The organism is Aeromonas sp. 61P (assembly GCF_051919545.1).
Lineage (GTDB): Bacteria > Pseudomonadota > Gammaproteobacteria > Enterobacterales > Aeromonadaceae > Aeromonas > Aeromonas veronii.
On sequence record NZ_JBQBEL010000001.1, the window covers coordinates 3878390 to 3891957 of the forward strand.

At 55.0% G+C, this 13568-nt stretch carries 15 protein-coding genes and 1 pseudogene; 3 read left to right on the forward strand and 13 right to left on the reverse strand.

The features are described from left to right. Positions 1–3: 3 nt before the first annotated feature. The 11 genes and pseudogenes from flgJ to ACTG2O_RS18200 all read right to left on the reverse strand — a co-directional run bounded on the left by flgJ (position 4) and on the right by ACTG2O_RS18200 (position 9606). A complete protein-coding gene (flgJ, locus tag ACTG2O_RS18150) occupies positions 4–1077 on the reverse strand; it encodes a flagellar assembly peptidoglycan hydrolase FlgJ (RefSeq protein ID WP_439976428.1) in 1074 nt (357 codons plus the stop codon). Between the two features lie 43 nt (positions 1078–1120). Continuing rightward, positions 1121–2218 carry a flagellar basal body P-ring protein FlgI gene (locus ACTG2O_RS18155; protein WP_439976429.1) on the reverse strand — a complete coding sequence of 366 codons (1098 nt, stop codon included), beginning with the start codon at positions 2216–2218 and terminating at the stop codon, positions 1121–1123. Positions 2219–2226: 8 nt separating this feature from the next. Then, on the reverse strand, positions 2227–2898 hold the full coding sequence (gene flgH / locus ACTG2O_RS18160; protein ID WP_005334152.1) for a flagellar basal body L-ring protein FlgH: 672 nt from the start codon (positions 2896–2898) through the stop codon (positions 2227–2229). 14 nt (positions 2899–2912) lie between these two features. Next, entirely contained in the window at positions 2913–3701 is a 789-nt protein-coding gene (flgG, locus tag ACTG2O_RS18165; RefSeq protein WP_005334158.1) for a flagellar basal-body rod protein FlgG, read from the reverse strand. A 14-nt stretch (positions 3702–3715) separates the two neighbouring features. Next, positions 3716–4461, reverse strand: a pseudogene (gene flgF / locus ACTG2O_RS18170) (flagellar basal-body rod protein FlgF). Positions 4462–4605: 144 nt separating this feature from the next. Beyond that, positions 4606–5973, reverse strand: a complete 1368-nt coding sequence (gene flgE / locus ACTG2O_RS18175) for a flagellar hook protein FlgE (protein ID WP_019446134.1) — start codon at positions 5971–5973, stop codon at positions 4606–4608. Between the two features lie 10 nt (positions 5974–5983). Further along, positions 5984–6724, reverse strand: a complete 741-nt coding sequence (locus tag ACTG2O_RS18180; protein ID WP_019446133.1) for a flagellar hook assembly protein FlgD — start codon at positions 6722–6724, stop codon at positions 5984–5986. A gap of 15 nt (positions 6725–6739) precedes the next feature. Further along, positions 6740–7159 (reverse strand): flagellar basal body rod protein FlgC, encoded by a 420-nt coding sequence (flgC, locus tag ACTG2O_RS18185; protein ID WP_005350658.1) that lies wholly within the window; start codon positions 7157–7159, stop codon positions 6740–6742. Beyond that, on the reverse strand, positions 7159–7557 hold the full coding sequence (gene flgB, locus ACTG2O_RS18190; RefSeq protein ID WP_019446132.1) for a flagellar basal body rod protein FlgB: 399 nt from the start codon (positions 7555–7557) through the stop codon (positions 7159–7161). Before flgB ends, flgC begins: the two co-directional genes overlap by 1 nt. A gap of 295 nt (positions 7558–7852) precedes the next feature. Beyond that, positions 7853–8677: a CheR family methyltransferase gene (locus tag ACTG2O_RS18195; protein ID WP_005350656.1), complete on the reverse strand. Its 825-nt coding sequence runs from the start codon at positions 8675–8677 to the stop codon at positions 7853–7855. A gap of 17 nt (positions 8678–8694) precedes the next feature. Further along, the gene (locus ACTG2O_RS18200) at positions 8695–9606 is read right to left on the reverse strand and encodes a chemotaxis protein CheV (protein WP_005334174.1); all 912 of its coding nucleotides are present in this window, start codon (positions 9604–9606) and stop codon (positions 8695–8697) included. 144 nt (positions 9607–9750) lie between these two features. Here ACTG2O_RS18200 and flgA point away from each other — a divergent pair, with 144 nt between their 5' ends. The 3 genes from flgA to ACTG2O_RS18215 all read left to right on the forward strand — a co-directional run bounded on the left by flgA (position 9751) and on the right by ACTG2O_RS18215 (position 11259). Next, entirely contained in the window at positions 9751–10434 is a 684-nt protein-coding gene (gene flgA / locus ACTG2O_RS18205) for a flagellar basal body P-ring formation chaperone FlgA (protein WP_439976430.1), read from the forward strand. A 91-nt stretch (positions 10435–10525) separates the two neighbouring features. After that, complete coding sequence (flgM, locus tag ACTG2O_RS18210; RefSeq protein ID WP_005334177.1) at positions 10526–10846, forward strand: flagellar biosynthesis anti-sigma factor FlgM; 321 nt, start codon at positions 10526–10528, stop codon at positions 10844–10846. Further along, positions 10843–11259: a flagella synthesis protein FlgN gene (locus ACTG2O_RS18215; RefSeq protein WP_040066163.1), complete on the forward strand. Its 417-nt coding sequence runs from the start codon at positions 10843–10845 to the stop codon at positions 11257–11259. The genes flgM and ACTG2O_RS18215 overlap by 4 nt, the downstream gene beginning before the upstream one ends. Before the next feature lie 36 nt (positions 11260–11295). Here the strand turns inward: ACTG2O_RS18215 and yfcE are convergent, their stop codons facing one another. Next, positions 11296–11838 (reverse strand): phosphodiesterase, encoded by a 543-nt coding sequence (gene yfcE / locus ACTG2O_RS18220; protein ID WP_429093362.1) that lies wholly within the window; start codon positions 11836–11838, stop codon positions 11296–11298. 10 nt (positions 11839–11848) lie between these two features. Next, complete coding sequence (locus ACTG2O_RS18225; RefSeq protein WP_439976431.1) at positions 11849–13486, reverse strand: peptide ABC transporter substrate-binding protein; 1638 nt, start codon at positions 13484–13486, stop codon at positions 11849–11851. Positions 13487–13568: the final 82 nt, after the last annotated feature.

Sequence of the window (13568 nt, forward strand, 5' to 3'; positions counted from 1 at the left end):
ACGTTACAGCTCCATCTCGTTGTATTGGGCAATGGCATCACTGCGCAATACCTGTTTCAATTTTCTGGCGTAGTGCGGGTCGGTGGCATACCCCGCCTGTTGCAGCGCCTCGAAGTAGCGATCAGGGCTATCCACCTTCGCCAGGGCTCCCTTGTAGCGAGAGCCGGAAGTGAGGAAGTCCACGTAGTCGTTGAAGCTCTCTTCAAACGACTCATAGGAGCGAAATGCCGCTTTCTGGCGGGAGGCGACGCCTTGCTCATACTCGAGCGTGCTGACCACAGCCTTTGGCCCTTCCCAGCGCGGATCGGCCTTGATGCCAAACAGGTTATGGGTCACCTGCCCCTCGCCATCCTTGATCACCCGCTTGCCCCAACCGCTCTCCAGTGCCGCCTGAGCGACCAGTACCGCCGGGCTTAACCCCAACTTGTCGGCCGCTTTCTTGGCCAGCGGCATCAGGCGATTGACGAACTCTTCCGGTGTATCGAACTCTTTGCCCCCACTACCGGTGGCACTGCCCTCTTCACTGGCCATGCGCCCCATGGGCGGAATGCTGCGGTGAGGACGACGGGGCATAGTGAGTGCGTGACTCTCATTTGCCCCCTCGGTCATCTCTTTCTCAGCAAAATCTTTGCCAACTTTTGATGCTGCGATCAAATCATCGGCAGCCGCCGTGGGTGGCTGATAGGGTTTGTAGGTCCTTTCGGTGCGCTGCGGCATCTTGAGCACCCGTCCATCCTGATGGGTAAAGGTCTCGGGAGAGAGCTGCTTGGCCACCATGTCAGCCAATCCCAGCCCTCCCTTGCTGGACATGTCGGCAACCCGCTGCTCATCCAGCATCCCTTCATAGAACTGGGTATAGCTGCTGTTCATCGGGTTGTCCTGAGTCAACACCCCATTGGCCTGACGCATGCTCTGAAACAGCATCTGGGTAAAGATTGACTCGAACTGGCGTGACGCACTCTTGAGCGCTTCGGCCTGCCCCTCTTTGCTTTGGCTCATCTGGCGCAGACGGTCCAGGTTCTTGATGTCCTGTACCATCCCGAGATTCATGCCGCTGTTGCTGTCAAACTCCGCCATTTTGCTTACCTCATTGCCACCCGTGGCAACCACTTGCCGCTTGTTACAATATGACCAGTTGCCCCTCGATGGCGCCTGCCTGCTGCAGCGCCTCAAGGATGGCCATCAAATCACCGGGGGCAACCCCGACCTGATTGACCGCCCGGACCAGATCGTCCAGGGTCGCACCGGTATCAAACTTGAACATCCGCCCCGGCTCCTGTTGGACATTGATGGTCGAGTTGTTGGTCACCGTCGTCTCTCCTCCCGCCAGCGGGTTGGGCTGGGAGACCTGCTGGTTTTCGGCGATGGTCACCGTCAACCCGCCATGGCTGATGGCCGCCGGTTTGAGCTTGACCTGACTGCCGATCACTATGGTGCCGGTGCGGGAGTTAACGATGATCTTGGCCGCCTCGTTGGCCGGATCCACCTCCAGATTCTCGATGGTGGCGAGATAGGAGACGCGTTGACCCGGATCCCGCGGGGCATAGACCTTGACCGAGGTGGCATCGAGCGCCTGAGCGGTATTGGGCCCCACCAGATCGTTGACCACATCGGCCAGACGGCGCGCAGTGGTAAAGTCGGGTCGGTTAAGGTTGAAGGTGATGGTGTCCCCCTGACTGAAGGAGTTGGGCACCTCCCGCTCCACGGTAGCACCGTTCGCAATCCGCCCGACAGTCGGGGTATTGATCACTACCTTGGAGCCATCAGCCCCCTCGGCCCCCAGACCACCGACCACCAGACTACCCTGGGCAACCGCATAAACCCGGCCATCGAGCCCTTTCAGAAAGCTCTGCAGCAGAGTGCCGCCCCGCAGGCTCTTGGCCTCGCCAATGGCAGAGACCGTCACATCGATGGTCTGGCCCGGCTTGGAGAAGGGGGGCAGGTCGGCATGGATTGCCACCGGCGCCACATCCTTGATCTTGGGCTTGACGTTGTCCGGCACCTTGATGCCAAAATTGTTGAGCATGGTACGGAAGGTCTGCTCGGTGAAGGCGTTGTTCTTCTCCCCAGTGCCGGGCAACCCCACCACCAGACCGTAACCAATCAGCTGGTTGTTACGCACCCCTTCAACCGAGCTGATGTCCTTGATCCTGGCCGCATTGGCCACACCCAAGGGCAGCAGACAGCAGAGCAGTGTGACAAGACGGAGTGACTTCATAACATCTCCTAGAGCGGCCACCAGGGACCATTGAAAAAGCTGGTAAGCCACCCTTGCTCCTGGCTATTGGCCAGATCGCCGGTACCACCGTAGTAAATGCGGGCATTGGCCACTTTCTGGGACGAAACGCTGTTATCAGACGTCACATCCTCCGGGCGAATAAGGCCGGTGATCCGGATATATTCATTGCCATTGTTGAGCATGATCCACTTCTCGCCGCGCACCACCAGATTGCCGTTGGGCAGCACCTTGGCCACGCTGACCGAAATATTGCCCTGCAGGCTGTTGCTCTGGTCCGCTTTGGCCTGCCCCTTGAACGCGCTGTTCTGACCAATGGAAGCCGAAAGATCATAGGGGCTGGCGGTGACTGGCACGCCACCCAGCTTGACCGGATCCAGATTGAATTTATTGTCCTTGCCACTCTGGGTATTGGCCTTTTTCGAGGCGGATGTCGACTCCGACAACTCGATGGTAATGATGTCGCCTACCTTGTGTGCCTTGATATCCGAATAGATGCCATTGACCTGATCCGGCTGGAAAATCGCCCCTGTCGGTCGCACCGACACCGGCTCCGACTCCCCGTAGACGGGGGAAAACTCGGGATCATCAGGCTTGGGCGTATTGGGAGTGCTGCTACACCCTCCCAGCACCAACAATCCCAGCATCCATACGGCTTTCATCATGCACCTCCTAATTAAGTACGCTGGATCAGGAAGGACATCATGCCGTCCACGGCGGAGAGCACCTTGGAGTTCATCTCGTAGACCCGCTGAGCCTGAATGAGGTTTACCAACTCTTCGGTCACGTTGACGTTGGAGGTCTCCAGCATCCCCTGCTTGATCACCCCCAAGCCATCGGCACCGGCAGTCCCCTGAGCGGCAGCACCGCTGGACTGGGTCTCGACAAACATGTTCTCCCCCATCGGCTGCAAGCCGCTGGCGTTGACGAAGTCGGAGATATTGATCTGACCGACAACCTGAGAAGCGCCATCGCCCTTAAGTTGCACCGAGACCTGGCCATCTTCACCCACAGTGACGCTCTGGGCGTTTTCCGGGATCTGGATTTCCGGTTGCAGCGGATAACCATTACCCGGCGTCACTATGGTCCCTTCATCGTTGAGGGTGAACTGACCGTTGCGGGTATAGGCCGCACTGCCATCCGGCAGCTGAATTTCAAAGTAGCCACGACCACTGATCATCAAATCGAGCGAGTTGTCGGTGGTTTGCACATTGCCTTGGCTGTGGTTTTTCTGGGTCGCCACCACCTTGGCACCCGCCCCCAACATCAAGCCGGAGGGGAGCTCGGTATCGGCAGAAGAGCGGCCACCTGGCTGGTTGATGTTTTGATACAGCAGATCTTCAAAGATGGCCCGTGACTTTTTGAAGCCCACGGTGCTGGCGTTCGCCAGGTTGTTCGAGGTAACCGAAATATTGGTCTGCTGTGCATCCAACCCGGTCTTGCTGATCCAGAGTGCGGGATTCATAGGTAACTCCTTGATTAGCTGATTCGCAGCAGTTGGGTTTGAGCTTCATCATTCTCTTCGGCCGTCTTCATGATTTTGACCTGGGTTTCGAACTGGCGTTGCAGCCGGATCAGGTTGGTCATCTCATCCACCACATTGACGTTGCTCCCCTCAAGGGAACCGGCAATCAGACCGACATTGGCAGAGGCGGGTTCATTCTGGCCATCCTTGCGGCGAAACAGACCATCTTGCCCCTTCTCCACCGCATCGGCGGCCGGGTTGACAAGCTTGATCCGCTGAAAATCTTCCGGCAAGTTGGCGGCCGCCCCCTCCGGACGACCGCTGATGGTGCCATCCCGATTGATCTCGAGTTTCTCCATCGGCATCGGCAACACGATTGGCTGACCACCGTCATCCACCACATTCAGACCGGTCGAGGTTTGCAAGTTGCCGGTCGCATTGACCTGCAAATTCCCCATGCGGGTATAGGCCTCACCGCCCTTGGGATCCTGCACGGCAATCCAGCCCGGACCATCTACCGCCACGTCCAGATCCCGTCCGGTGGTCATCAACATGCCATGCTGCAGGTTCTGACCCGGGCGCTCAGCCATGGCAAAGACCCTGCTTGGCAAGCCCTCTCCGAACGCCTGCATGCTTCTGGCCTGCTCGAAATCGGACTTGAAGCCGGTGGTATTGGCATTGGCGAGGTTGTTGCCCCGAACAGCCAGGCTGTTCATGGTCTCTTGGCCCCGGACATGGCGATATAAAGCAGGTGATCCATGGAATTCTCCGTCAAACAGATGACTCTGACAGGAGAAATGCAATTAGAGTGCCAACAGCAGAAATATGGGGGGATAAGGAGAATGGGAATGCGACAGAAACAGAGAGGGGGCCAAGCCCCCTCTCATTATCATTTATTGCGCGATTAACGGATCTGCAGGATGGTCTGCTGCAGCGAACTGTTGACCTCCAGAGAACGGGAGTTGGCCTGGAAGTTACGCTGGGCCGTGATCAGGTCCACCAGCTCGGATGTCAAATCCACGTTGGACTGCTCCAGGGAGGATGACTTGATGGTGCCAAATGTCCCTGAGTTTGGCGTCCCCGGCAAGGCATCGCCAGAGAGCAGAGACTGACGCCAGGAGGTATCGCCAACCTGAGTCAATCCTTGCGAATTGGCAAACTTGGCCATTGCCACCATGGCCACCTTTATGGTGGTTGCGTTACTGTAAGTCGCGGACACGATGCCGTCAGGAGTGATCTCCACCTTGGTCAACCGTCCGACAGTGGAACCATCCTGAGTCAACTTGTTGACTTCAAACGGTGAAGCATACTGGGTCACCGTTCCGAAGTTGATATCCACCTGCTGAGTGGGATCTGCACCATTGGTGATAATGCCAGCGCCAGTCGGGGGCGCGGCTCCCAATTGCTCTGTCTTGATGGTCGCCGGTGTAGTCGGGGTAATCATCTTGCCATCAGCCCCGAAGGTAACTCTTGCGCCAGCAGGCGCCTGACTCAAACCAGTCGCCATAGTGGGTGTGACACCACCGACAATATCAATAGGCTTATCACCTTGGTAGAGGTACATACGCCAAGCAGTAGGATTGGCGGGTTTGGTCAGATCTGCCGGGTCAGCCTCTTTGACAAAATATTGCGTGATGGTATGCGGCTCACCCAGTGAGTCATAAATCACCACAGAAGTTGAAGAGGAATATGTTTTCGAATCTTTGGGGTCAAAAGTAGAGGCATCACCCACCGCATTACCTGCGGGCAGGGGCGCAGCTGTCGATGGCAGGTTGAAACTGGCGTCAATCTTGGTTGTCTTGATTGGTTCACCGGCCTTGTCAGGTATCTGAATCGGCTTGGTCGCATTGATACTTACCGCCTTAGGCGTGCCATCGGCGTTGATTTCGTAACCTTGCAGATAATGGCCCTGATTGTTGACCATATAGCTGTTTTCATTGAGCTTGAAGGCACCGGCACGGGTGTAGGTGCGATCCAGGTTGGTCAGACCGTCAGAGGTCACAAAGAAGCCGTTACCCTGAATAGCCAGATCCAGTGCGTTATTGGTAAATTGCAGCGCCCCCTGGTGGAACTGCTGAGCAACTGCACCTGTCGCTACACCGTTACCGACCTGGGTCTTGGCATTGACAAAGATGGAGTTGGCGTAGACATCCGCAAACTCGGCACGGGACTCTTTAAAGCCCATGGTGTTAACGTTGGCAATGTTGTTGGCGGTGACGTTCAAGTCTTTTTGTGCCGCGTTGACACCGCTCAAGGCATTGTTAAATGACATATCCAGCTCCTTAGATCGATGCTGTCGACGTGGTTTTTGACGGTGTAACCGTCTGGTTTGAATTAGTTCCTGATATTTGCAAGATGCTACTCAACAGCGTGCTACCCAAGCCTTTCACGTTAAGCATTGTCGGATTGCTCGCATTGCCCAGCGCCACACTATCCACCTTGCCGTAAGCATAAGCAGCAATACTTTCAGATTTGCCATCCAGAGTACCGCTTGCCTTAATCACATATTTACCTGACTTGACCCGCTTTCCATCTTTGTCTGTGCCATCCCAGGCAACTTCAACGTTGCCTCGCTGCTCCCCTTCGAGAGAGAATTCCTTGATAACCTGGCCTTTTTCATCTTCTATGGTGACCTTGACGCTCGAATATTTATTCGTCGTTCCCACAGCCACAACACCGGGGAGAGAGCCCTCCTTATCCAGATAGCCGGTATTGCTCTGCAACAGCACATTTTGTCCCACCAATGCGGAGGCTTGCAGTGCCTGACTGGAGATCATCTGGTCATTAAGCTTACCCATCTGAGTGGACAAACTGCTGATCCCCTCAGATGTCGACATGGATGCCATCTGGGAGAGCATCTGGGCGTTATCAACAGGCTTGAAAGGATCCTGATACGACAGCTGCATGGTCAGCAGCTTTAGAAAGGAAGCCTGATCCAGCTCTTTCTTGGGCGTCGTGGTGGTGCCTGTCGTCTGGGTCGTGGTACGGCTTATACCGTTAGCACTGTTGGTTGTATCGACCATGCTGCATCCCTCCTATCAGGACTTGCCAAGCTGGAGCGTCTGCTGCAGCATCTTCTTGGCCGAATCTGCAACCTGTACGTTGGTCTGGTAGCTGCGCGAGGCGTTGATCATGTCGGCCATCTCTTCAACCATGTTGACGTTTGGCTTGAAGATAAAACCGTCTTTATCCGCCATCGGGTGGTTGGGGTTGTACTCCTTGAGCAGTGGCGCCTTGCTCTCGACAATCCCCTTCACCTCAACCCCGACCGAGCCCTGCTTGTCAGACATCGCCTGATCGAGCTGGGCGGCAAAGACTGGCCGCCTGGCGTGGTAAGTATTTTCCACACTGGAGCTGACACTGTCCGCGTTGGCCATGTTGCTGGCAACCGTGTTGAGGCGCACTGACTGTGCGCTCATAGCCGAGCCTGCTATGTCAAAGACCTTGAACAAACTCATCACTGCTCTCCTTTCAGTGCCTTGAGCAGGCCACTGATCTTGCTATTCATAAATTCAAGGGAGGTTTGATACTCGAGGCTATTGCGCAGAAATTCGCTGCGCTCCTGCTGCACATCGACCGTATTGCCGTCACCGGTATCCGGTTGCAGCGGGTTGCGATATTGCACGGTACCCGGGGCGTCCATATTCAAGGCAAAGTGCTTTTCGCTGGTCGTTGCCAAACCAAATCCCTGATGCGACTGGGCCTCCTGTAATGCCTGAGCAAAATTGATATCCCTGGCTTTGAAGCCCGGGGTATCTGCGTTGGCGATATTGCTGGAAAGCACCTCAGCACGCTTGGCGCGAACGCTTATGGTGTGTTGATGCACACCGAATGCCTTGTCAAATGAAAAAGCCATAGCACACCTCCTGCTTGGTTTATTTTGTTTGCAAGAGGTGTGCCATAAGCAAATCACTCAGTTCGATGGTTTGGGTATGAGCACAGTTCAGACCGAAAACGGCAGGAGCATCTCGTGCCTTGAGTCAGACGGCATCATTTGGCCACCTTAAGGTTGCAACCATTTTTGCAGTGGCGAGATATGGTAGGTAAATAGAAAGTCTGAGCTGTAGATAAAGAAAGAGGGAAGCTCGTAGCTTCCCTCTTTACATGAACTGGCAATATTCGGCAGACCCCGAATATCAAGGCGGTCAGGCCTATTTGACCTTGTAGACAATCCCCGGGTTGCAGCGGATCATCTCGAACCGATCGGTCAACCCGGCCAGTGACTCCGACGCGCCCAGCATCAGATATCCACCGGGATTGAGACTGGCAGCAAACTGGTTGAGGATCTTAGACTTCACTTCCGGCGCAAAATAGATGAGCACGTTACGGCAAAAGATAATGTCAAACTTGCCGAGCAAACTATAACTCTCCAGCAAGTTGAGTGGCCGGAAGGTGGTCAATTTTCTGACTCGCTCGGCAACCCGCATCTTGTTGTCACCGTAGGGCTCAAAAAACATCTTCTTGCGCTCCGGTGACAAACCGCGCGCCAGAGCAAGGCTATCGTAAACGCCTTCCTTACACTGATTGAGCATGGTCGTCGAAATATCCGTCCCGACAATCTGCACGCCACCAGGCAAGGTACCCGGCTTTTTCATCTGCTGCTCCAGTGCCGTCATGGCAATGGAATAGGGCTCCTGACCTGACGAGGATGCAGCCGACCAGATCTTGATGGGGCGGCCACTTTTCCCCAACTCGGGGAAAATCTTGTCAGTAAGAAGCTGAAACGGATAGGTATCACGAAACCAGAGGGTCTCGTTGGTCGTCATGGCATCCACCACGGCCATTTTCAGGTCACGCTCTCGCACACTCATTGCACGGGTAACCAGATCAGACAGACTCTCGATGCCAAACTGAGCCATCAAAGGTGAAAGACGGCTCTTCACCAGATACTGTTTGTTATCCCCCAGCACAATTCCGCTCTGTACCGCCAGAAAGTTGCTGAACTGTTTGTATAAGTCGTCCGAAAGTGTCTTCATGCAGCTGTTCTTCTTTATTAGAGTGCGTTTTGTACGGCCTTGGCCAATTCATCAGGCTGGAACTTGGCGATAAAATTGTTCGCACCAACTTTCTGCACCATTGCCTGGTTGAATACTCCACTGAGCGAGGTATGCAGAATAACATGCAAATCCTTGAGATTGGGATTATTCCGGATCTCGGCAGTGAAGGTATAGCCATCCATTTCCGGCATTTCGATATCCGAAATAACCAGCGCAACCTGATCCTTGATAGGACCATTTTTGGTCATTTCCAGCAGCATGTTCAATGCTTCGCGGCCATCTTTTGCCAACACGCACTCGACACCGATAGCCTCAAGCGCACGTTGTACCTGTTTGCGTGCCACTGAGGAGTCATCCGCAACAAGAACAGGACGCCCCAGAGTCGGGTGGTCGACGCTTGCCTGAACCAACTCCTCACTCACATCCGTTGCAACCGGCGAAATTTCGTTCAATATCCGCTCAACATCGAGGATTTCGACCAACTCGCCATCGACTTCTGTCACGGCTGTCATGTAGTTGATGCGACCCGCACCTTTAGGCGGAGGCAGGATGGATTCCCAGTTCATATTGATGATGCGCTCGACCGAATGCACCAAAAAGCCCTGAATAGAGCGGTTGTACTCGGAGATGATAATGAAGCATTTGCTCAGATCATCAATCGGGCGTTTGCCAACCGCCATGCTGAGGTCGATGACCGAGATAGTCTGGCCACGAATATGTGCGACCCCGCGGATGCAGGAGTTCAATTTGGGCATCACGGTCAAGGGGGGACACTGCAATACTTCACGCACTTTGAATACGTTGATGCCAAATCTTTGACGTCCATTGAGACGAAACAACAACAACTCCAGCCGGTTTTGCCCCACTAGCTGGGTACGTTGGTTGACCGAGTCCAGGATACTGGCCATAAACACTCCCTAAAAACGCTTGGCATTAATCATGCATGCGTGATGGATTGCGTCAGACTATCGATGTGACAACGAACAGATTCTGAAGCAATCATAGTTAAATATGGTGATATGCGTGAACAACTTATCGACCAACGAGCGAAAATGATTAACCGACTTTTACTCATCAGCCTCTTTTTTGGCAGCATATCTTCCAGCTACGCCTCGGACGTCACTACTTATCTGCAAGAAAAGGCACAAGAGTTCGTTTACAGCCAGCTGGATATTCCGTTGGATGCCAGAGCCGAGGTCACCTCTGCCACGCTGGATGGACGGCTCCCACTGACCCGCTGCGAAGATCTGCTCACTATCAGCTTACCAGCAAAAATGGAAATTCGCCGTAATACAACAGTTTACCTTAAATGTGAGGAAGACAAACCCTGGGACGTCTATCTCCCGGTACGGGTCAGCATTCAAAAACCCTATGTCACTGTGACCAACCCCATCGCCAAGGGGGACCTGCTGAGTGAAAGCCAGCTGGTGTTGGCCTATCAGGATCAGACCCTGATCCGCGGCGACTACCTGACTGACACAGCCCCTCTTGTCGGAGTACGCAGCAAGCGGGAGCTAAAACCTGGGCAACCCATCCGTTTGAGCCAGGTTTGTGTCGTGTGCAAAGGGGATCAGGTCACCCTGACGGCAGAAAACAGCAACTTCCAGATCAAAACCATGGCCCGAGCCTTGCAAGATGGCAGCTTCGGAGAGATCATCAAACTCGTCAATATTCGCTCCGGCAAAATCGTTGAGGGTAAAGTCAGTGCGGTAGGTGCCGTATCGGTCACTTTTTAAATCCGGATCCTTGACAACTTTTTTCTAAAGTTTTGATCTGCCGCACCGATAAACAGGTAAGCAAACCTTAAAGCAGACGAAGGTAACTAAAATGGCCATCAACAATATCAACAACTTGGCGAATAATCGGTTGCAAAATACCGCTAATAGCCAGGGGACAGGCAGCAAGTCAGTCACCTCATCGCCCGAAAACAAAGCGGCTACTGTCAAGCTGGACTCCGTCTCCTTGACCAGTGAGGCGCAACAATTGCAAAAGATGCAACAAAACCTCAATACCGCCTCGACCGGCAATGAGAGCAAGGTCGAACGGCTGAAAAAAGCCGTCGCGAGTGGTGAATATCAGGTTAACAGCGACGCTGTGGCCAAGAAGATGTTCAGTTTCGAGGCCAATCTGGACAAAGTTCTGGGATGATGGATTTACCTTCGTTACTGCACACCCAAGATGATTACCTCAGCCAGATGCAAGGCATTCTGGAAGAGGAGTTCAGCTTGCTCGAACAGCATCAGGCACTGGCCCTGCCCGCACTGACCGAGCGCAAACAGCAGTTGCTTGCTGCGATAGAAACTCTGGACAAGACTCTGGCAGAGATGCCGGAACTGGCACTGCAGCTGGCAGCCTATCCCGACGAGATGGCGCAACTTCGTGCAAAACTGGATGCCTGCCAGGCACAAAATGATATCAACGGTCGCTTGCTTGAATTGAGCATCGTATCAAACCGTCGTCTGGCAACCTTTCTGAGTCAGCTGCGCGATCGCAACAGCCTGACCTATGACGCCAAGGGTAACACTCGCTCTGGCACCCGCTCCTACGGTATCAAGGCCTGACATCTCTTATCAGGCCTTGCATTTTTGCTGTCCGTTTTAAAGCACCAGTCGCAACAACTCTCGCCCGTCCTCACACGCATTGACGCGAAGCACTCCGTCCTCATAGCACCCGTAACTGGCAGGCAACTCGCCGCGCGGGAAACAGATAGACCCCGGGTTCATCAATACCCGCGCCCCCTGCCACTCAAGCACAGGCACATGGGTGTGGCCGCTCAGGAACAGACTGCCCTTCGGAAGCTGAACCTCGTCCGGGCGATAAAGATGGCCATGACTGACAAACCAGCGCCGCTCATCGATCAGTAACTGGTTGTAGGGGGCGGTGATGGGAAAGCGCAACAGCATCTGATCCACTTCGGAATCACAGTTGCCCCGCACCGCGATGATTTGCGGAGCCAACTCGTTGAGCCGATCGGCCACAGCGGCCGGGTTATACCCTTCCGGCAGAGGATTGCGCGGGCCATGGTTGAGCAGATCGCCGAGCAGCAGATAGTGATCCGGCTGCCAGGGCTCAAGTTGGGTCAGCACCCGCTCCAGCGCAATGATGCTGCCGTGGATGTCGGAAATGATGGCAAGTTTCATGAAATGCTCCTCACTGCGGGCTGAAGTAGAGATCCTTGGTGGCAATCGTCCCTTTCAAATTCTGGCTGGGCAGCCCTCGCAGCGCGGGATCGACCAGTCTCATCTGATTGTAATGATACACGGGGAGGATCGGCGCCTCCTCAAGCAGCAACTGTTCGGCATGCCGGTAGAGTTCAACCCGGCTCGCGCTGTCCAGCGTATTGGCTGCCTGCTCCAGCAGCAGATCAAAGTCGGGATTGCAGTAGCCGCTCTCGTTGCGCAGATCCTGACAACGGAAGCTGCCCAGCATGGCTGATGGCTCCACGTAATCGCCAAACAGGAAGCTTCTGGCCACCTGAAAATCACCGCTATCCTTGGCCACCTGATAGGCGCCCCACTCCAGACTGTTGAGGGTGACCTGCACCCCCAGCTTCTGCCACATGGCAGCAATGGCCATCGCCATCTGCTTGTGGGTTTCTGCGCTGTTGTAGGTAATGCTCAGCTTGAGTGGATTGGCACTGTTATACCCGGCCGCTGACAGCAGGGCTGCTGCTTTGGCCTGGCGGGTTGGCATATCTTCCAGCGCCACAGGCAATATCACCCGGGGGTAACCCGGCATCTCCGGCAACAGCGACCATGCCGCCTGTTCATCCTGCCCGCTCACCGATCCAATGAGCAACTGTCGATCAACCGCCATGGAGAGCGCCTGACGCACCCGCACATCCTGCAGTTCCGGGCGCTTCAAATTGAACGCATAGAGATAGGTGCCAAACAGCGGCAACCCCCACAGCCGCTCCGGAGATTCGCGCTTCATCTTCTGGTAATAGCCGAGGGAGACCTTGTTGGTGAGCTGGATTTCACCGGCCTCATAGCGCAGCCGCTCCGCATGTTGCGAGGTGATAGGCAGATAGGTGACCCGTCCGATACGGGTGTGAAGGTCATCCCAGTAGTGGATATTGCGCTCGGCTTCTATCCGCTCGTTTGGCGTCCAACTTGCCAACCGGTAAGCACCATTGCTCACCAGCTTGCCGGGCTCGGTCCACTGTTTGCCTAATTTGGCTATCGCCTTCTGATTGACTGGCACAAAGGGGCGCTGACTGATGAGCTGCAGGAAATAGGGAGCCGGCCGCTCCAGGGTGATTTTCAGGATCTGATCGCTTTGCGCTTCAATGCCCAGATTGCCGAGCTCCAGCGCGCCGGCATAGATGGATTGCGCATTGTTGATCCCCGTGGCCAGCAGCAATCCGGCAGAAGGGGAGTTGATGGCCGGATCGAGCAGACGGCGCCAGGCATAGACAAAATCAGCGGCCACCAGCGGCTCGCCATTGGACCATTTCAGTTGGGGTCGCAGGAAGAATCGCCACTCCAGCCCATCGTCACTCACCTCCCAGCGCTGGGCCTGAGCAGGAACGATATGCCCCTGACCATCTTCGCTGACCAGCCCTTCAAACAGATCGACCAGCACGGCCTCCCCCGGAAAACCGGAGCGCACCAGTGCCGGATCCAGTGACTCCGGCTCGGCACCGTTGCCCTTGACCAGGGTTTGCCGATCGGCAAGCAGAGGCTGCTGCTCAACGGTGGTGGCATGGGCCAGGGGCCCTGCCAGCACGGCAAGCAATAGCGGGGAGAGCCAGCGTTGTGCCAGCTTGGGGAAGAAACCATACCTCATGACAAAACCTCGAATAAAACCACTGCAGGAGGGGAAGGCCGACGGCGCGCCTGATGAATGCCTGATGCCGCTCTTGTTATCC

Coding starts and splice junctions, on each gene's coding strand:
- flgJ (WP_439976428.1), bottom strand. CDS start 1,077: ATGGCGGAGTTTGACAGCAACAGCGGCATGAATCTCGGGATGGTACAG.
- ACTG2O_RS18155 (WP_439976429.1), bottom strand. CDS start 2,218: ATGAAGTCACTCCGTCTTGTCACACTGCTCTGCTGTCTGCTGCCCTTG.
- flgH (WP_005334152.1), bottom strand. CDS start 2,898: ATGAAAGCCGTATGGATGCTGGGATTGTTGGTGCTGGGAGGGTGTAGC.
- flgG (WP_005334158.1), bottom strand. CDS start 3,701: ATGAATCCCGCACTCTGGATCAGCAAGACCGGGTTGGATGCACAGCAG.
- flgE (WP_019446134.1), bottom strand. CDS start 5,973: ATGTCATTTAACAATGCCTTGAGCGGTGTCAACGCGGCACAAAAAGAC.
- ACTG2O_RS18180 (WP_019446133.1), bottom strand. CDS start 6,724: ATGGTCGATACAACCAACAGTGCTAACGGTATAAGCCGTACCACGACC.
- flgC (WP_005350658.1), bottom strand. CDS start 7,159: ATGAGTTTGTTCAAGGTCTTTGACATAGCAGGCTCGGCTATGAGCGCA.
- flgB (WP_019446132.1), bottom strand. CDS start 7,557: ATGGCTTTTTCATTTGACAAGGCATTCGGTGTGCATCAACACACCATA.
- ACTG2O_RS18195 (WP_005350656.1), bottom strand. CDS start 8,677: ATGAAGACACTTTCGGACGACTTATACAAACAGTTCAGCAACTTTCTG.
- ACTG2O_RS18200 (WP_005334174.1), bottom strand. CDS start 9,606: ATGGCCAGTATCCTGGACTCGGTCAACCAACGTACCCAGCTAGTGGGG.
- flgA (WP_439976430.1), top strand. CDS start 9,751: ATGATTAACCGACTTTTACTCATCAGCCTCTTTTTTGGCAGCATATCT.
- flgM (WP_005334177.1), top strand. CDS start 10,526: ATGGCCATCAACAATATCAACAACTTGGCGAATAATCGGTTGCAAAAT.
- ACTG2O_RS18215 (WP_040066163.1), top strand. CDS start 10,843: ATGATGGATTTACCTTCGTTACTGCACACCCAAGATGATTACCTCAGC.
- yfcE (WP_429093362.1), bottom strand. CDS start 11,838: ATGAAACTTGCCATCATTTCCGACATCCACGGCAGCATCATTGCGCTG.
- ACTG2O_RS18225 (WP_439976431.1), bottom strand. CDS start 13,486: ATGAGGTATGGTTTCTTCCCCAAGCTGGCACAACGCTGGCTCTCCCCG.